18 protein-coding genes are annotated in these 16,664 nt (G+C 63.6%); 1 reads left to right on the forward strand and 17 read right to left on the reverse strand.

Annotated features, from left to right (window positions below):
* Positions 1 to 435: carboxyvinyltransferase (locus GOEFS_RS02120; RefSeq protein WP_007316222.1), on the reverse strand; the 435-nt coding region annotated here is incomplete at its 3' end.
* Positions 436 to 477: 42 nt separating this feature from the next.
* Here GOEFS_RS02120 and GOEFS_RS02125 point away from each other — a divergent pair.
* Positions 478 to 1,065 carry a cob(I)yrinic acid a,c-diamide adenosyltransferase gene (locus GOEFS_RS02125; RefSeq protein ID WP_007316223.1) on the forward strand — a complete coding sequence of 196 codons (588 nt, stop codon included), beginning with the start codon at positions 478 to 480 and terminating at the stop codon, positions 1,063 to 1,065.
* Positions 1,066 to 1,194: 129 nt separating this feature from the next.
* Here the strand turns inward: GOEFS_RS02125 and GOEFS_RS02130 are convergent, their stop codons facing one another.
* From GOEFS_RS02130 to prfA, 16 genes are all read right to left on the reverse strand, one after another.
* Entirely contained in the window at positions 1,195 to 1,632 is a 438-nt protein-coding gene (locus GOEFS_RS02130; RefSeq protein WP_007316224.1) for a DUF2550 domain-containing protein, read from the reverse strand.
* Between the two features lie 106 nt (positions 1,633 to 1,738).
* A complete protein-coding gene (locus tag GOEFS_RS02135) occupies positions 1,739 to 2,119 on the reverse strand; it encodes a F0F1 ATP synthase subunit epsilon (RefSeq protein ID WP_007316225.1) in 381 nt (126 codons plus the stop codon).
* 9 nt (positions 2,120 to 2,128) lie between these two features.
* On the reverse strand, positions 2,129 to 3,580 hold the full coding sequence (atpD, locus tag GOEFS_RS02140) for a F0F1 ATP synthase subunit beta (RefSeq protein WP_007316226.1): 1,452 nt from the start codon (positions 3,578 to 3,580) through the stop codon (positions 2,129 to 2,131).
* 63 nt (positions 3,581 to 3,643) lie between these two features.
* Positions 3,644 to 4,567 (reverse strand): F0F1 ATP synthase subunit gamma, encoded by a 924-nt coding sequence (locus GOEFS_RS02145; RefSeq protein ID WP_007316227.1) that lies wholly within the window; start codon positions 4,565 to 4,567, stop codon positions 3,644 to 3,646.
* 52 nt (positions 4,568 to 4,619) lie between these two features.
* Positions 4,620 to 6,251, reverse strand: a complete 1,632-nt coding sequence (atpA, locus tag GOEFS_RS02150) for a F0F1 ATP synthase subunit alpha (protein ID WP_007316228.1) — start codon at positions 6,249 to 6,251, stop codon at positions 4,620 to 4,622.
* A gap of 54 nt (positions 6,252 to 6,305) precedes the next feature.
* A complete protein-coding gene (locus GOEFS_RS02155) occupies positions 6,306 to 7,658 on the reverse strand; it encodes a F0F1 ATP synthase subunit B/delta (protein WP_007316229.1) in 1,353 nt (450 codons plus the stop codon).
* A complete protein-coding gene (locus GOEFS_RS02160; protein WP_007316230.1) occupies positions 7,658 to 8,155 on the reverse strand; it encodes a F0F1 ATP synthase subunit B in 498 nt (165 codons plus the stop codon). The genes GOEFS_RS02155 and GOEFS_RS02160 overlap by 1 nt, the downstream gene beginning before the upstream one ends.
* A 39-nt stretch (positions 8,156 to 8,194) precedes the next feature.
* Positions 8,195 to 8,455, reverse strand: coding sequence for a F0F1 ATP synthase subunit C (locus tag GOEFS_RS02165; RefSeq protein WP_007316231.1), 261 nt, complete (start codon positions 8,453 to 8,455; stop codon positions 8,195 to 8,197).
* 133 nt (positions 8,456 to 8,588) lie between these two features.
* A complete protein-coding gene (gene atpB, locus GOEFS_RS02170; protein ID WP_007316232.1) occupies positions 8,589 to 9,398 on the reverse strand; it encodes a F0F1 ATP synthase subunit A in 810 nt (269 codons plus the stop codon).
* Positions 9,395 to 9,814: an ATP synthase subunit I gene (locus GOEFS_RS02175; protein WP_007316233.1), complete on the reverse strand. Its 420-nt coding sequence runs from the start codon at positions 9,812 to 9,814 to the stop codon at positions 9,395 to 9,397. Before GOEFS_RS02175 ends, atpB begins: the two co-directional genes overlap by 4 nt.
* 198 nt (positions 9,815 to 10,012) lie before the next feature.
* Positions 10,013 to 11,416 carry an amino acid permease gene (locus tag GOEFS_RS02180; RefSeq protein ID WP_007316234.1) on the reverse strand — a complete coding sequence of 468 codons (1,404 nt, stop codon included), beginning with the start codon at positions 11,414 to 11,416 and terminating at the stop codon, positions 10,013 to 10,015.
* Positions 11,417 to 11,466: 50 nt separating this feature from the next.
* Positions 11,467 to 12,651 carry a glycosyltransferase family 4 protein gene (locus GOEFS_RS02185; RefSeq protein ID WP_007316235.1) on the reverse strand — a complete coding sequence of 395 codons (1,185 nt, stop codon included), beginning with the start codon at positions 12,649 to 12,651 and terminating at the stop codon, positions 11,467 to 11,469.
* The gene (gene glyA, locus GOEFS_RS02190) at positions 12,639 to 13,868 is read right to left on the reverse strand and encodes a serine hydroxymethyltransferase (RefSeq protein ID WP_007316236.1); all 1,230 of its coding nucleotides are present in this window, start codon (positions 13,866 to 13,868) and stop codon (positions 12,639 to 12,641) included. Before glyA ends, GOEFS_RS02185 begins: the two co-directional genes overlap by 13 nt.
* The gene (locus tag GOEFS_RS02195; protein WP_007316237.1) at positions 13,865 to 14,527 is read right to left on the reverse strand and encodes an L-threonylcarbamoyladenylate synthase; all 663 of its coding nucleotides are present in this window, start codon (positions 14,525 to 14,527) and stop codon (positions 13,865 to 13,867) included. The genes glyA and GOEFS_RS02195 overlap by 4 nt, the downstream gene beginning before the upstream one ends.
* 82 nt (positions 14,528 to 14,609) lie before the next feature.
* On the reverse strand, positions 14,610 to 15,533 hold the full coding sequence (gene prmC / locus GOEFS_RS02200; protein WP_007316238.1) for a peptide chain release factor N(5)-glutamine methyltransferase: 924 nt from the start codon (positions 15,531 to 15,533) through the stop codon (positions 14,610 to 14,612).
* Positions 15,530 to 16,609, reverse strand: coding sequence for a peptide chain release factor 1 (gene prfA / locus GOEFS_RS02205; protein ID WP_007316239.1), 1,080 nt, complete (start codon positions 16,607 to 16,609; stop codon positions 15,530 to 15,532). The genes prmC and prfA overlap by 4 nt, the downstream gene beginning before the upstream one ends.
* Positions 16,610 to 16,664: the final 55 nt, after the last annotated feature.

Below are 16,664 nucleotides of genomic sequence, written 5' to 3' on the forward strand. Positions count from 1 at the left end.
AACACATCCGTGCTCGATCGAACTATGCGCCCCAAGCGCACGCAAACCAGCCTGGTGCATATCGAGCGGACGCGAACCGATCGCGTCGCCGCCTGGCAGCGCGACCACCGCACGATGACACCGCGCCATCAGCGGCCCCAGTACGCAGACCGAGGCACGGAACTGCTTCACGGCATCGAAATCGGCGTGATACTTCGGTTCAGCCGGAACATCGATGGTGACGGTGTCGTGGTCGACTTCGACGGTGGCGCCGAGGCCGCGGAGGACATCGGCCATCAACGGGACGTCGGCGATGTCGGGTGAGTTGGTCAGCACGGTCGTACCTTCGGCGAGCAAAGCGGCCGCCATCAGCTTCAACACGCTGTTCTTGGCCCCGCCGACGGACACCTCACCGGATAAGCGGGCACCACCGGTCACCAGAAAGCGATCATTCACCCAGACAGTTTATCTGTCCGACCACGCGGGTAGATTGCCAGCATGGCCGTGCATCTGACTCGCATTTACACCCGGACCGGCGACGACGGCAGCACCGGCCTGTCGGACTTCTCACGGGTCGCCAAAACCGATGCACGCGTCGTCGCCTACGCCGACTGCGACGAGGCGAACGCTGTTCTTGGCACCGCACTGACACTTGGTGCGCTCCCCGATGACGTCGCTGTCGTATTGCGAACCGTTCAGAACGACCTGTTCGACGCTGGTGCGGATCTCTCGACGCCGGTCGTCGAAGATCCGAAGTATCCACCGCTGCGCATCGAGCAGTCCTATATCGACGCCCTGGAGTCGTGGTGCGATTCCTACGGCGAGGATTTGCCCGCGCTCGATTCGTTCATCCTGCCCGGCGGGACGGCCGGCGCAGCGCTGCTCCATCACGCCCGGACCGTCGTACGTCGGGCCGAACGTTCCGCGTGGGCGGCGATCGACGAGAATCCCGACAACACCTCGGTACTGCCGGCGAAATACCTCAACCGACTCTCGGATCTGCTGTTCATCCTCGCGCGCGTCGTCGCGCGGCGAGATGGGAGTGGAGACGTGAAGTGGGTGCCGGGCGGCGAACGGGCACGGTAGTTTGTCGGGCCACCGGTTTAGCGTCAACTAGCGCTGGCCGAGGTACGTGGTCTCGATACACCCGGCTCGGCTAACGCCTCGCCGGGCACTCGACCAGCCGAAGGGGTGCCGGCACCCCACTTACCGGCGTTACCTCCGACGTTGCGAACGCGCCGACTGCCGCGATTCGAGCCACGAGGTGAACGCGGTCATCGCCTCGGCGCTCATCGCCAACTCGAATGCTCCCCCGATACCGTCGGCGCCTGGCTCCAATTCGACGATGCGCATTCCGGCGAGGATTTCATCCTCGGTCCCCTCCGGCCCGCGACGTCGTTGAATCTCGATGGCGGTACGGATGAGAGTCACCGTTGGCCCCGGCCTCAGCGACGACAGGCGGTAGAAACGCAAAACCTCGTCGCTGTACGCGATGGTCCCGTGCCGCCAGCCCTCGTCGGCCGCGGCGGGCACCAAACGCAACAGCACCGGAGTGCCTTCCCTACGCAACTCGGTCAACCGATATGCGATGAGGGCGAAGAACAGAATCCCGACGATCAGTGCGACGCCCAGCGCGATCAGTACAGCGCCCATCGGCTCACACCTCCTGCTCTCGTCCCGGTCCCCCTCCAGAATGCCAGTCGCCCGGAAGGTTCAAAACAAACCTTCCGGGCGATCAGCATATATGCCTTGCGAACTGCTACTTGGCGAGCTGCTCGGCGGCTACCAACCGCGAACGAGCACGCGCGTAGTCTTCCGAACCTGGCTCAGCCGCTTCGACGGCTTCGCGCTCGGCGGCGACGTCGACATCGTCGGCCCATTCGGCGAACTCGGCGAGGATAGTGACTACCTCGCCGGTCACCGAAAGGAATCCACCCGTGACCGCAGCGGCACGACGGTTTCCGCCTTCCTCGACGATCACCACGAACCCACCGGAGATCAGCTCTCCGAGCAGCGGCTCGTGGTTGGCGAGGATGCCGAGTTCACCACTGGTGGTGTGCGCGATGACGAAGGTGGCACTACCCGAGTACAACCGGTCATCCGCCGAGACAATCTCGACCTGAAAGCTCTTGTCTGCCATCGCGGACCGCTACTTTCCGGCGATCTTCGCGGCGGCAGCCTCCACGTCGTCCAGACCACCGCAGCTGTCGAATGCCTGCTCGGGCAGGTGATCGAACTCGCCCTTGCAGACGCGGTCGAATGCCTCGATCGTGTCGGCAAGCGGCACAACCGAACCGGTCTGACCGGTGAACTTCTCAGCGACGAGGAAGTTCTGACCCAGGAACTTCTGAATGCGGCGGGCACGCTGAACGGTGACCTTGTCCTCTTCGGAGAGCTCGTCCATACCGAGGATAGCGATGATGTCCTGCAGTTCCTTGTACTTCTGCAGGATGCGCTTGACCTCGTTAGCGACGCGGAAGTGCTCGTCACCGACGATCGATGCCTCCAGGATGCGCGAGGTCGAGGTCAGCGGATCCACGGCCGGGTAGATACCCAGCTGCGAGATCGGGCGCGAGAGCTCGGTGGTCGCATCGAGGTGGGCGAAGGTGGTCGCCGGCGCCGGGTCGGTGTAGTCGTCGGCGGGGACGTAGATCGCCTGCAGCGAGGTGATCGAGCGACCCTTCGTCGAGGTGATGCGCTCCTGGAGCTCACCCATCTCGTCGGCCAGCGTCGGCTGGTAACCCACGGCCGACGGCATACGACCGAGCAGCGTGGAGACCTCGGAACCGGCCTGGGTGAAACGGAAGATGTTGTCGATGAACAGCAGCACGTCCTGCTCCTTCACATCGCGGAAGTACTCCGCCATGGTCAGGGCCGACAACGCCACGCGCATACGCGTGCCTGGGGGCTCATCCATCTGGCCGAACACCAGCGCGGTGTCCTGCAGAACGCCCATCTCCTCCATTTCGAGGTGAAGGTCGGTGCCCTCACGGGTGCGCTCACCGACGCCGGCGAACACCGACGTACCGGAGAACTCACGCGCGATACGGGTGATCATCTCCTGGATCAGAACGGTCTTGCCGACACCGGCACCACCGAACAAACCGATCTTGCCGCCCTTGACGTACGGGGTCAGCAGGTCGATGACCTTAATACCGGTTTCGAGGATCTCGGTCTTACCTTCGAGCTCGTCGAATGATGGGGGCTTGCGGTGGATGCCCCACTGCTCGCCGTCGCGGCCGAGTCCGGGGGTGTCCAGGCAGTCGCCCAGTGCGTTGAAGACGTGACCCTTGACGACGTCGCCGACGGGCACCGAGATCGGCTTGCCGGTGTCGGTGACGGTGGCGCCACGAACCAGACCGTCGGTCGGCTGCATCGAGATAGCGCGGACCAAGTTGTCACCGAGGTGCTGGGCAACCTCGAGTGTCAGAGTCTTGGCCACCGACGGCAGCTCGACCTGCGAATGCAGGGCGTTGAACAGGTCGGGCACCGAGCCACGAGGGAACTCGATGTCGACCACGGGGCCGATGATGCGAACGACGCGCCCTGCCGCGGAGTCGCTCGCATTCGAGGATGCGGGATTTGTTACTGCAGCGGTCATTGTGGTTGGGTCACTTTCCTCTTCGGGGGTCTGGGTGGCAGCGATCTGGCGTGGGACTCGGGGCTAACCGAGCGCGCTCGCACCGCCGACGATCTCGCTGATTTCCTGGGTGATCTGGGCCTGGCGCAACTGGTTGGCCTCGCGCGACAACGACGTCGAGAGTTCTTCTGCGTTGTCGGTAGCAGCCTTCATCGCGGTACGGCGCGCGGCCGACTCCGATGCGGAACTGTCGAGCAGTGCCGCGTAGACGCGCGTCGCGACGTACTTCGGCAGCAGCGATGACAGCAAGTTCTCCGCGCTGGGCTCGAAGTCGTAGTTCCGCGACGGCTTCGAGTCGGCGTCGTCGGAATCGTCCTCGGTGACCACCAGCGGTGCCACCCGACGAACCTCGGGATTCTGCGTCAGCATCGACACGAACTTCGTGTAGACGATGTGCAGTTCGTCGACGCCCTCAAGGGAGCCTTCGCCGTCCGGCCGCTCGACGTCGGTGCCCGACCCCGCCACGAACAGGTCGACCAGGAAGTTTGATGCGGTGGCCGCATCGGAGTACTCCGGTGCCTGCGAAAAACCGGTCCACGAATCGGCGACCTCGGTGCCGCGGAAGCTGAAGTAGCCCAGCCCCTTCTGACCGGTCACGAACAGAACCGGCTCTTTCCCCTCTTCGCCGAGCAGCGAGAGGAGTTCACGCGTTGCCTTGAGCACATTCGAGTTGTAGCCACCGCACATACCGCGGTCACTGGTCACGACCAGCACCGCAGCACGCTTGGGGTTCTCCCGCTCGACGAGCAACGGATGATCGAGCGAACCTGCCGAGGAGGCCAGCTCGGAGAGCACCGTCGTCATCTCCTGCGAGTACGGCTTAGCCGCCGCGACCCGCGCTTGTGCCTTGGTGATACGCGAGGTCGCGATCAGTTCCTGCGCCTTGGTGATCTTCTTGGTCGACTGAACCGACCGGATACGCGAGCGCAACTCGCGAATGCTTGCCATCAGCGCACCCTCCTCTCAGATCGTGTAGAGCTCGATACAAATTCGATCATGGTCAGGACTTCCGGACCTTGATCTGCTCGTTCTCCACGTCCTCGGCATCCATCGCCTCGGCGGCCGCCTCGTTGACGACGCGCTTGCCGTCGTGGGTGAGGTAGCCGTTCTTGAACTTGTTGGTCTCGGCGACCAGCGACTCGGCCTGATCCGACGACAGCTTCGCGCCGCCGGCGATCGAGTCGTAGACACCCTGTGCGTTGTGGTGCAGGTGGCTGAGCAGCTGCTCCTCGAAGTTGCGGATGTCGTCGATCGGCACCGAGTCGTAGTGGCCCTCACCGCAGAGGTAGATCGAAACGATCTGATCCTCGACCGAGTACGGGCTGTACTGATCCTGCTTGAGCATTTCGACCCAGCGAGCACCGCGCTCGAGGCGAGCCTTCGAGGCATCGTCGAGGTCGGAGGCGAAGGCCGAGAAGGCTTCGAGCTCACGGAACTGTGCGAGCTCCAGACGCAGCGAACCGGAAACGGCCTTGAGGCCCTTAGTCTGTGCGGCACCACCGACACGCGACACCGAGGTACCGACGTTGATCGCGGGGCGAACGCCCTTGTTGAACAGGTCCGACTCCAGGAAGACCTGGCCGTCGGTGATCGAGATGACGTTGGTCGGGATGAACGCCGAGACGTCGTTGGCCTTGGTCTCGATGATCGGCAGGCCGGTCATCGAACCCGCACCCAGCTCGTCGGAGAGCTTCGCACAACGCTCCAGCAGGCGCGAGTGCAAGTAGAAGACGTCACCGGGGTATGCCTCGCGGCCCGGCGGGCGGCGCAGCAGCAGCGAGATCGCGCGGTAGGCCTCAGCCTGCTTGGTGAGGTCGTCGAACACGATGAGGACGTGCTTGCCGTCGTACATCCAGTGCTGACCGATGGCCGAACCGGTGTACGGAGCGAGCCACTTGAAGCCGGCCGAATCCGATGCCGGGGCTGCGACGATGGTGGTGTACTCCATCGCGCCGGCCTCTTCGAGAGCGGTCTTGACGCCGGCGATGGTCGAACCCTTCTGACCAATCGCGACGTAGATGCAGCGAACCTGCTTGGTCGGGTCGCCGGTCTCCCAGTTCGCCTTCTGGTTCAGGATGGCGTCGATGCAGACCGCGGTCTTGCCGGTCTTGCGGTCGCCGATGACGAGCTGACGCTGGCCGCGGCCGATGGCGGTCATGGCGTCGATGGCCTTGATTCCGGTGGCGAGGGATTCCTCAACCGGCTGGCGCTCGAGCACACTGGCTGCCTGCAGTTCGAGAACACGCTGCGCTTCGGCTTCGATGTCGCCCTGGCCGTCGATCGGCTGACCGAGCGGGTTGACGACGCGTCCGAGGAACTTGTCGCCGACCGGCACCGAGAGCACGTCGCCGGTACGGCTGACCTGCTGGCCTTCTTCGATCGTGTCGTAGTCACCCAGGATGACGGCACCGATCTGGTCCTCGTCGAGGTTAAGGGCAACGCCGAGCACTCCGCCGGGGAATTCCAGCAGCTCGTTGGCCATCGCGCCGGGCAGGCCACTTACGTGGGCGATGCCGTCGGATGTGTCGGTTACGGTGCCGACCTCTTCGCGGGAGGCATCGGCGTCGAACGACGAGACATAGCTCTCGATCGCTCCCTTAATCTCGTCTGGTGAGATCGTCAACTCAGCCATTGGGTTCTCGTCCTTCTTTTAGCGTGGCTTGTGGGATTCGGTGGTTAGCGCGTGCTAACTCGGTAGGTTCTCGGCGGCCTTCTGCAGTCGCGTCGCGACATCGCCTTCGATGACGTCGTCGCCGACGCTGATCCGCAATCCACCCAGCAGTTCCGGGTCGATTTCGGTCTGCACCGACATCGCGCGCCCATAGATATCGCCCAGCACCGAGGTCAGGCGAGTGGCCTGCGCGTCGGTGAGCTCCAACGGCGACACCACGTGCGCGACGGTTTCGCTCCGGCGGGCGGCGGCCAGTTCGGCCAGATTGGCGACAGCGACGTCGGCGTGCTGTCCGTTCAGGCCGGTGATGGTCTGTGTTAGCAGCGCTGCGGTGTGCGAACCGATCTGATCACCGAGTACCGACGTCAGCAGGCTGACACGACCGGCAACCGGCGTCGAGGTATCCGACAGATGCCGAGTCAGCTCAGGATTCGCATCGAGCAGGCGCCCGACGCGGAACAACTCGTCTTCGACTCGGTCGATGACGCCGTCGTTCTCCGCGGCCGCGAGGACCGCCAAGTCGCTCTGGCGCTGCAGGGCCGCGGTGAAGTCAGTACCCGACGACCACTTCTCCGCACTCGCCACCGCGACGATCGATACCGCGGCATCGGAGACCTTGCCGCGCAGCAGCGACGCTGCGAACGCCTTCTTGGCCTCACCGGCGTCAGCCGGCTCGGCAAGCTTCTTACGCAACACCGGCTCGCTGTTGAGCAGCGCGACAACCTGCGCCAGCTCGCCGCCGAGCGATGTCAGAGCCGCCGAATCGAGACCGTCGGTAACGGAGGTGAATTCCCGCGAAACCGCTTGTGCCGCATCGCGACTCGACGCACGCATGCCATGCAGGCCCACGAGGTCGGCGCTGGTGGGCACCGCGGTGTCGGGGCGTCCGCTACCGGACATCGCCGACAGTTCGTCGATCACGCGGTCGACCGACGCCGACTGCTCGGCCGGGTCGGCCAGTTGCGCCCGCACCAATTCGTCAGCACGCACGACCGCGGCCTGTCCCAGCTCACCGCGCAGGTCGCGCAGCAGGTTGGCGCGTTGCAGTTCAGCCTGCGATGCACCATGGCTGGAGATCCGCTTGACCTCTGCTTCCGACGCCGCGTGCAGATCCTCGGCGATAGCCTCGGCATCCTTGGCGCCGTCGGCCTTCAGCTGCTCGGCCTCGACCTTGGCATCGGCCACGGCCTGGTCGTGGGCGGCCTGCGCCTTGAGCAGGTTGGCCTTGGCGGCCTCACTCTCGGCGACCTGATCTTCGATCTTCTGCTGCGACGATTTGACCGCCTTGTTCAGCGGTGGCCATACGTACTTCCACAGCAGGAAGACGATCACGGCAAAGCCGATCAGCTGTCCAATGAAAACGCTCACTAGTTATTCACCTTCGCATCCGGGCGCGAACTTGCGGACTGACCCTTGAGGTCGCTACCGAGAATTCGACCGGCCAGGGTGGTCGCGAGATTGTCGAGGTCACCACGCGCGGACGATGCCGCGTCGGCTCCCTGGGCGGCCAATGCCTCAGCAGATGCGGCACGTGCCGCGTCTGCCTCGGCGGTCGCTTGATGGCGTGCGGCCACCAACTCCTCGTTGCCCTTTGCACGAGCCGCGTCGCGAAGGCCGGTGGCCTCGCCACGCGCATCCTTCAGCGCGGCCCGGTATTCCGAATCGGCACTCTCGAAGCTCGCCGCGGCAGCCTTGTTGTCCTCAGCCGTCTTAGCCACCATCGCCTCGCGCTCTTCCATTGCCTTCTTGATCGGCGGCACCACAAAGATGCCGATCACAGCGAAGACCACAAAGAAGATCACCAAGCACACAAAAAATGTGCCATTGGGGATGAGGAAGTTTTCTGCGGCGAGATTCGTCGTCATGTCGCTCCGTTTACTAGTTGTGCTCCGTCTCGCGCAGACTTAGGAAGTCTGGCCGCTGATGGGGGTAGCGAAGACGAACAGAGCCATGAAGGCCAGGTTGATGAAGTATGCGGCTTCAACCAGACCGACGGTGATGAAGAACGGGGTGAACAGGCGTCCCTGAGCCTCAGGCTGACGGGCGATGCCAGCGATCAGCTGCGCGCCGGCCAGGCCGTCACCGATACCTGCACCGATAGCACCGCCGGCCATGATCAGGCCGCCGCCGATGAGTGCACCCAGGCCAATCAGATTGGGATCCATTGAGAACTTTCCTTTCGGGTTACTGACAAGTCGCTTGTCAGGTCTGTGGTCCGAGCCGACACCGTGTCGGCCAGGAGGTCATTCAGTTGGGTCGATAGGTCTTCGCGTTGCCGCGGCGACGTTGTTCTCGCTGCTAGTGAGCGTCTTCTTTAGCCGTGGACTGGCTGAAGTAGAGGATGGTCAGCAATGAGAAGATGAAGGCCTGGATCAGTCCGACGAACAGGTCGAAGGATTTCCAGAGTGCGTTCGGCGCCCACAAGATGTAGGCGGGGAACATCGCGATCAAACCGACCATGATGCCGCCTGCGAACAGGTTGCCGAAGAGACGAAGACTGAGCGAGATCGGCTTGGCGATTTCCTCGATGATGTTGATCGGCGCCAGGCCCCAACCGTGCCCCTTGACCAGCAGTTTGGGATGGCCGATGATGCCACGCTCCATGAAGCCGGCGATGTGGTAGGCGAGGAAGACGAACAGTGCCATCGCGTAGACGAAGTTGGCGTCGGAGGCCGGCGGCTTGAGCCACTCACCTGCCGACGGGTTGCCGTGCTCGTTGGTGGTGCCGTACTGCACCGGCAGGACCGACAGCCAGTTGGCGACCAAAATGTAGACGAACAGCGTCACCGACAGCGGCAGCACGAAGGCGCTGATGCGGTGGCCGATCGAACCCTCGATCTGGCTGCGCATCTGCACAAAGATCAGTTCGAAGAAGGACTGGACCCAGCCCGGCTTACCCGAGGTGACCTTCCAGCGGACGATGAACGCCAGAGCGATGACGATGATCGCCGCGACCGAACTTCCCAAGATGGTGTCGGTGTTGACCGTCATGCCGAACCACTCGGCATGGGTGTGGTGACCGACCTCTAGCTCGAACTTCCCTTCCTCGCCACCTTCAGCGAGGAAAGTCGTCAGCGCCGCGGTCGGCGTAGATGACAGGATTGTCATGGTTGCTTGCGAAGTCCTTTCATCACCGGAATCACCGTATTCAGAACCAAGATGACCTGACCGATGGCGAGTCCAAACATCACGCCCAGCCCATCAGGCTGAACCAAAAACGCTGCGATCAGGGCGAGGACCGTGATGGTCCCTAGCCGAACCGCGGAATTAACCGCAAGAATCTTCTTACGTGGGTGGTCTTCGGCCGTGACCGCCTTGACCGAGTTGATCACCATCTGCGCGTTTCCGAAGATGGCGGCGGTGCCTAATAAAAAGAAAACGCCGAACCACGGGTGGTCCAGCGCGATGGCGGCGGCGGCAACGGCGAGTACGACGACCCCCACGATGATCGCGGGGCGACGCATACTGGTCGGAGCGGTCGGAAATACGTATGGCATGGAGTCGGCTGACGTGCTAGCGCTCATGAGCCTCTCCTCCACTCTTAGCGGGGCACCCTTCTTTGGGCACCAATCATCGTGCGTGCGTCGTCGACTATGCGGTCGCGGCGTAAGCTCACGAATTTCTCAGACTGTACCAAGCCGCCCTTACCTCCCTCACCGGGGGGTATTCCTAGCTACCGAGCGGCTACTACAGCCCATAGTACACGGTTCTTTACCAGGACATTAATCGCGGCGCCCGACGCCAACTCTGCGACGGCCGACGGCCTGATTGAGTACTCCGAGCGCGGACAATACCAGCACCACGACGACCATTGCTACCAACTGAGTACGCGCATCGTCGTCGGTCAGCATCAACACGGTCAGTGCGGCGAGCAATGCGAGCGCGAGAAACCCCGAATAGGGGTAGCCCCACATCCGTACCGGCAGATCACCCTCGGCGTCGAACTTGCGGCGCAACACCAGTTGAGCTGCCGCCGACATACCCCAGATGAAGAGCAACGTGGCACCAACCGCGTTGAGCAGGAAGGTCAATAGTCCCTTGATCTCCAGGAAGTTCAGCAGCACCACCAGAAAACCAGCAGCCACCGAGACCAGCAGTGCCACGGTCGGAACGCCTGACCCGCTGACCCGAGCGAGCGCGCGTGGACCGGCCCCCCGACGACACAGCGCGTACATCATCCTCGACGTCCCGTACATCTGGGCGTTGAACGCCGAGAGCAACGCAATCACGATCACGACTTCCATCACTCCGACGATGCCGTCGATCTTCGCCATCGACAGCACCGCGGTGAACGGGCTCTGAGCGGCCTCGTCTGCCTTGGCGAGGGTGTCCCACGGCAGCAGTAGCGCGATGATCAGCACCGATCCCAGGTAGAACACGACGATCCGCCCGACGACACTGCGCACCGCTCGACGTACCGCCGTCGCCGGATCGGAGGATTCCGCGGCGGCGATCGTCACCAATTCGATGCCCCCAAATGCGAAAGCCACCGCGAGCAAACCCGCTGCCACACCGCTCCACCCGTTCGGCATGAACCCCCCGTGGTGGAGCAGGTTGTCCAACCCAGGGGCGTCGGTGTTGGGCAGCCAGCCGAATACCAGCAGCACGCCGATCACCAAAAACGCGATAATTACCGCAACTTTGATGAACGCGAACCAGAATTCGAACTCACCGAAATTGGCGACCCGAGTCAGGTTGACGACGGTGAACCCGACCATGGCGATCATCGCCGGGATCCACGGATCGACGTCGAACCAGCCCCCGACAATCTGCGCCGCGCCGGTCAACTCGGCGCCCATCACCATCACCAGCATGTACCAGTACAACCACCCGGTCACAAAGCCGGGAAGTCGGCCGAAAGCCAGCTCGGCATAGGTGGAGAACGACCCCGACTCCGGGCGTGCCGCTGACATCTCGCCGAGTCCCCACATGACCAGCACGACGAGCAAACCCGCGGCCGCGTAGGAAAGCAGGACCGCCGGACCTGCGACGTTGATGGCCGCGCCGGTGCCGAGGAACAACCCCGCACCGATCGCCGAGCCCAACCCCATCATGGTGAGGTGGCGCGTCTTCAGTCCGGTTGATAGCGACTGTGTGCCAGCGTCGCTCCCCTGCGTGTCGGCCACGAGCCGCCTTTCATTTCGGTCACCCAGATATTCGGGCGTGAACAATCGGATCAGTCAACTCGCGTATGCGAGGTTCGCCAGCCGGCGATATTACGCCGGATGCGGGGAGCAAAAGTCGCCAATAGCGCCAACACAACACCGCAGGCGAATGCCGGTACTACCACCGAGAGCGGAAAGAGGGTGCTGGCCGCCACGGAGAACGCAAGCACGCCAACCCACAGGTAGATCACTAAGGCCACGCGACTCTGCGAGTGACCCAATTCCAGCAGCCGATGATGCAAATGCATCTTGTCCGGCGTGTAGAACCCGACGCCGGCCCGAGTACGTCGGATGACGGCCATCAGCATGTCCAGCATCGGAATGAAGGTCACCGCCGCGACCAGGATCAGCGGCGACAGAAGCGTGAACACGTCGGCCGGTCCGTAGGCGTTGACCGCGATACGACCCGACGCGCTCGTCGACGCCGCCGCGAGCATCAGGCCAATCAGCATCGCGCCGGAATCCCCCATGAAAATGCGGGCGGGCGAGAAATTATGCGGCAGAAAGCCGAGGCAGGCACCGGCCAGCGCGACTGCGATCAGCGCCGGCGGGTAGTAGCTGACATTGCCGCCCTGGTCGTGCAGCAGTCCCAGCGAGAACATGCAGATCGCCAGCGCCGCAATCAGTCCCAATCCGGCGGCAAGACCATCGAGACCGTCGACGAAGTTCACCGCGTTGATGGTCGCGACGGTAATCGCGACGGTCAGCAGGCCGGATTGGAGTGGATCGAGGACCAGGGTGCCAATATTGCCGAACGGCACATAGATGACATTCCAACTCACCCCCATCAACACCATCACACCCGCCGCGGTGAGCTGTCCGGCGAATTTTGTCAGGGCATCGAGCCCCCAGCGATCGTCGATGACGCCGACCAGCACGATGACCAGGCCCGAAACGATGACTGCCATCATGTCCGGCGTGTACGCGAAGCCTCGGTTGAGCGCCGGTAACTGCGCGGCGAGAGCAATCGCCGCGACCGCGCCGACAAACATTCCGACGCCGCCGAGTCGAGGCGTCGGGATGACGTGCACGTCGCGTACCCGCGGTACCGCGACGGCACCAACTCGAATCGCGAAGACCCGGACCAGCGACGTGAGGAAATAGGTGATGGCAGCGGCAGAGAGCCCAATCAGCATCAACTCGCGGATCGGTACGCCGATGCCGCCGCTGTTACTCGGCGCGGCTAATTCCCACATCGCTGCTCGATCTGGTCCTTGATCTCGGCCCGCGCCCCTTCGTCGGTCAATGCTCGTGCGATCCAGTCGGCGACGGTCGTCATCTCGGGCGCGGCGAATCCCTGTGTGGTCAGTACCGCTGTGCCCAGGCGGATCGCGGAGCCGTCGGCAACCGGGGCGGTGTCGTATGGCAGTACCGCCTTATCGACGACAATGCCGGCGTCGGCCAATGCGGCGGCCGCAGCGCGGCCAGTCAGTCCCGACGACGTCACGTCGATGACCGCCAAATGTGTGTCCGTTCCCGCCGATACCGTCCGTAGGCCCCGCTCGGCCAGCGCGATACTCAGCTCCTGCGCGTTGCGCACTACCGCGCGAGCGTATTCGGCAAACTTGGGTGTCGCCGCTTCGGCAAAGGTAATCGCTTTGGCCGCAATAGAATTCATGGCAGGACCACCCTGCAAGAATGGAAATACCGCCTTCTGCAGCGCCGGGGCATGCTCCTCGCGAGCCAATATCGCGCCACCGCGCGGACCCCAAAACACCTTCTGCGTCGACACCGTTACGACGTCGGCAAACGGAACCGGCGACGGCGCGGCGCCGCCCGCCACGAGCCCGGCCAAATGAGCGGCGTCGCACCAGAGGATGGCGTCGGCTTCGTCGGCGATCGATCGCAGCGCGGCCCAATCGATATGTCGCGAATAGCTCGACGAACCAGCCACGATGATCCCCGGCCGATGCACCAGCGCGGTATCACGCAGTTGGTCGTAATCGATCAATTCATCGTCTTCCCGCACGCGATAGGTAATCGGCGAGAACCAGCGGCCGGAAAAGTTCGCGCGCGACCCGTGCGTCTGATGGCCGCCGTGCATCAGTCGTAACGCCAACACCGGGTCACCCGGCTGGGCGAATGCCGCGTATACCGCTTGCCCGGCCGCAGATCCCGAAATCGCCTGCACGTTGGCGTAATCCGCGCCGAAGAGTCCACGCGCGCGCGAGATCGCGAGATTTTCTACCTCATCGACAACGCCGCAACCCCCGTGGTAGCGCGCACCCGGGTAGCCCTCCGCGTACTTGTCCCCCAGGTCGCTGGCTAGCGCGGCGCGCACCGCGGGCGACGCCACCGACTCGCTCGCGACTAATTGCAGTGTGCTGCGGCGCCGAGTCGATTCGGACTCGATAAGTGCGGCAACTTCCGGATCGGCATCAGCCAGCGACGAAGAGACAGCGGAGAAGGTCATGGACGCGGCTCCAGCAGCTCCTCGACGGCGATGTCGAGGACCTCGGCGACCGCGGTTGCGGCGACCGCGCCCTCGCGCAGGATGCGTGGAGTAGACGTAGACACATCGACGATGGTCGATGCCACCGCTGCCGTCGCCGGCCCACCGTCGAGGTAGACGGACACGTTGTCGCCCAACTGATCTCGCGCTTCACCTACCGTCGTCGCGGGCGGAAGACCGGATACGTTGGCACTCGACAGAGCCATCGGCCCAACCTCGCGCAATACTTCGATCGCCACTGGATGCAACGGCATGCGCAACATGACCGTGCCGTCGGTGTCACCCAAATCCCAGGCGAGCGAAGGTGCCTGCTGGACAACCAGACTCAATCCACCGGGCCAGAAGGCCTGCACGAGATCACGTGCCTGCTGCGATACCGACAACACCAAACCCTCAATGGTGTGCCAGGAGCCAACCACCACCGGGACCGGCATGTCGCGGCCGCGGTTCTTCGCACCGAGGAGATCGGCGACCGCGTCGGAATCGAAAGCGTCGCAGCCTATTCCATAGACGGTGTCGGTGGGCAGGACGACCAGCCGGCCGCCCTTCGCCGCACGCACCGCGGCGTCTATGCCGGCCGAGCGCGTCTGCGGATCGTTGCAGTCGAAAACCGTGCTCATCTATTCTCCCGTCGGGTGGGCTCGCCCTGTACTTTTCCCGTCGCGGGCTCGCGTTTGTCACATTCCGTCGTGCTCGCCTCTGTCATCCTTCCACGCGGGTCGCCGTGACGAACCGAGGCCGTCCGGCCAAGTCGCGATGCCCGGCGATTGCGGTGAAGAGGCCGTCATCTGCCAGTCGTGCACCTACCGCGTCGGGAGTGCTGTCATCGTGCTCGATGCCGACAACCCCGCCGGCCTTACAGACCTTGGCCAGCACCGGCACCATCGGATTAATCACGCTCATCCCGTCGAACCCCGCGAACACGGCCTCGGCCGGGTCGATATCGACCTCCGGCTCAACCTCGGTGTCCTCGGGAACATACGGCGGATTTGCCACGACAACATCGCAGGACGCCGGAGCCAGCCACTTCGCGACGTCGGAAGCTCGGGTCACGTCAGCATGAACCACCGTTATCCGGTCCGCCACATCGGCTGGCTGGGCGGCGACATTCCGCTTGAGCCACATCAACGCGGGTAGTGATTCTTCGATCGCGACCAAGCGCGCGTTCGGCAACTCGGTTGCCAACGAAATCGCCAACGCACCACTGCCACTACAGAAGTCGGCAATCAGGCAATCTCCATGGGGCGCAACCGAAATCGCCCACTCAGCCAAGAGTTCAGTCTCCGGCCGCGGGATAAACACACCATTGCCGACCTGTAGTTCCAGCGTACGAAAGGCCGCGGTGCCGACCAGGTACTGCAACGGGTAGCGCGCGGCCCGCGCTCGCACGAGGCGGCCGAACTCAGCCACTGCCCCGGCATCGATCTCATCCACGATCACCAATCGACCTCGGTCGACATCGGCAACATGCGCCAGCAGCCACTGCGCGTCCGCCAGCGGCGACGACACCCCCGCGTCATGCAAAAGTCCAGTGGCCCAGGCTAATTGATCATCGGTCCGCCGGGAACTCGGTTGCCCGCCGACACTCTCGCTCGCCCCGGTGACATTCCCCGTCGCTTCGATCACTGTGCTTGCAACCGCGCTTGCTTGTCGGCGTCCACTAGCGCGTCCAACAATGCGTCCATCTCTCCGTTCAGCACGGCGTCGAGGTTGTTGGCCTTGTAACCGATGCGATGATCGGTAATGCGGTTCTCGGGAAAGTTATAGGTACGGATGCGCTCGGAACGGTCGACCGTGCGAATCTGCGCGGCGCGGCCCTCAGCGGCGGCTGCATCGGCTTCTTCCTCAGCTAGAGCTTGCAAACGCGCGGCGAGTACCTGCATCGCGCGCGCCTTGTTCTGCAGCTGCGATCGCTCGTTCTGACAGGTGACGACGATGCCGGTGGGCAGATGGGTCAGCCGGACCGCAGAGTCGGTGGTGTTGACACCCTGACCGCCCTTGCCCGAGCTGCGGTAAACGTCCACGCGCAAATCGGTTTCGTCGATGACAACTTCGGCGACCTCTTCGGGTTCGGGGTAGATGAGCACGCCCGCTGCCGACGTATGGATACGCCCCTGCGACTCGGTGACGGGCACCCGCTGCACGCGGTGCACGCCGCCCTCGAACTTGAGTCGCGACCACACGCCGTCGCGCGTCGCCTCTTTCGACTTGATGGCGATGGTGGCCTCTTTGTAACCGCCGAGGTCGGATTCGGTGACACCGAGCAACTGAGCTTTAAAGCCCCGTCGCTCGCAGTATTTGAGGTACATCCGCGCGAGGTCCGCGGCGAACAACGCGGACTCCTCGCCCCCGGCACCCGATTTCACTTCCAACACAACGTCATCGCCGTCGTGCGGATCGCGGGGTGCCAGCAGATCGGTGAGCGTGGCGTCGAGTTCAGCGACCGACTCGGTCAGTGCCGGGATTTCCTCGGCGAACGCGGGATCGTCGGCCGCCAGTTCCTGCGCCGCGGCAAGATCGTCCCGCGCCGCGCACAGCTTCTGGTACGTCGCCATCACCGGCGCCAATTCAGCGAACCGCTTGCCGACTCGTCGTGCGGCAGTCGGATCGTCGTGTAACGACGGGTCCGACAGTTGCTGCTCAAGTCCGGCATGCTCGGCCAGAATGTCGTCGATCGCCGATGGCGCGTCGTGGGTGCTCACCGTCGTCCCTTCGTGAATGGTCTGGCAAATACAAACGACACCCGACCTGTGCCGA

Origin of the sequence: Gordonia effusa NBRC 100432, assembly GCF_000241305.1 — a bacterium.
Classification (GTDB): domain Bacteria; phylum Actinomycetota; class Actinomycetes; order Mycobacteriales; family Mycobacteriaceae; genus Gordonia; species Gordonia effusa.

What these genes read in the sequence shown, in the direction of transcription:
- GOEFS_RS02125 (WP_007316223.1), top strand. Translation starts at nt 478, where the DNA reads ATGGCCGTGCATCTGACTCGCATTTACACCCGGACCGGCGACGACGGC.
- GOEFS_RS02130 (WP_007316224.1), bottom strand. Translation starts at nt 1,632, where the DNA reads ATGGGCGCTGTACTGATCGCGCTGGGCGTCGCACTGATCGTCGGGATT.
- GOEFS_RS02135 (WP_007316225.1), bottom strand. Translation starts at nt 2,119, where the DNA reads ATGGCAGACAAGAGCTTTCAGGTCGAGATTGTCTCGGCGGATGACCGG.
- atpD (WP_007316226.1), bottom strand. Translation starts at nt 3,580, where the DNA reads ATGACCGCTGCAGTAACAAATCCCGCATCCTCGAATGCGAGCGACTCC.
- GOEFS_RS02145 (WP_007316227.1), bottom strand. Translation starts at nt 4,567, where the DNA reads ATGGCAAGCATTCGCGAGTTGCGCTCGCGTATCCGGTCGGTTCAGTCG.
- atpA (WP_007316228.1), bottom strand. Translation starts at nt 6,251, where the DNA reads ATGGCTGAGTTGACGATCTCACCAGACGAGATTAAGGGAGCGATCGAG.
- GOEFS_RS02160 (WP_007316230.1), bottom strand. Translation starts at nt 8,155, where the DNA reads ATGACGACGAATCTCGCCGCAGAAAACTTCCTCATCCCCAATGGCACA.
- GOEFS_RS02165 (WP_007316231.1), bottom strand. Translation starts at nt 8,455, where the DNA reads ATGGATCCCAATCTGATTGGCCTGGGTGCACTCATCGGCGGCGGCCTG.
- atpB (WP_007316232.1), bottom strand. Translation starts at nt 9,398, where the DNA reads ATGACAATCCTGTCATCTACGCCGACCGCGGCGCTGACGACTTTCCTC.
- GOEFS_RS02175 (WP_007316233.1), bottom strand. Translation starts at nt 9,814, where the DNA reads ATGAGCGCTAGCACGTCAGCCGACTCCATGCCATACGTATTTCCGACC.
- GOEFS_RS02185 (WP_007316235.1), bottom strand. Translation starts at nt 12,651, where the DNA reads ATGTGGGAATTAGCCGCGCCGAGTAACAGCGGCGGCATCGGCGTACCG.
- glyA (WP_007316236.1), bottom strand. Translation starts at nt 13,868, where the DNA reads ATGACCTTCTCCGCTGTCTCTTCGTCGCTGGCTGATGCCGATCCGGAA.
- GOEFS_RS02195 (WP_007316237.1), bottom strand. Translation starts at nt 14,527, where the DNA reads ATGAGCACGGTTTTCGACTGCAACGATCCGCAGACGCGCTCGGCCGGC.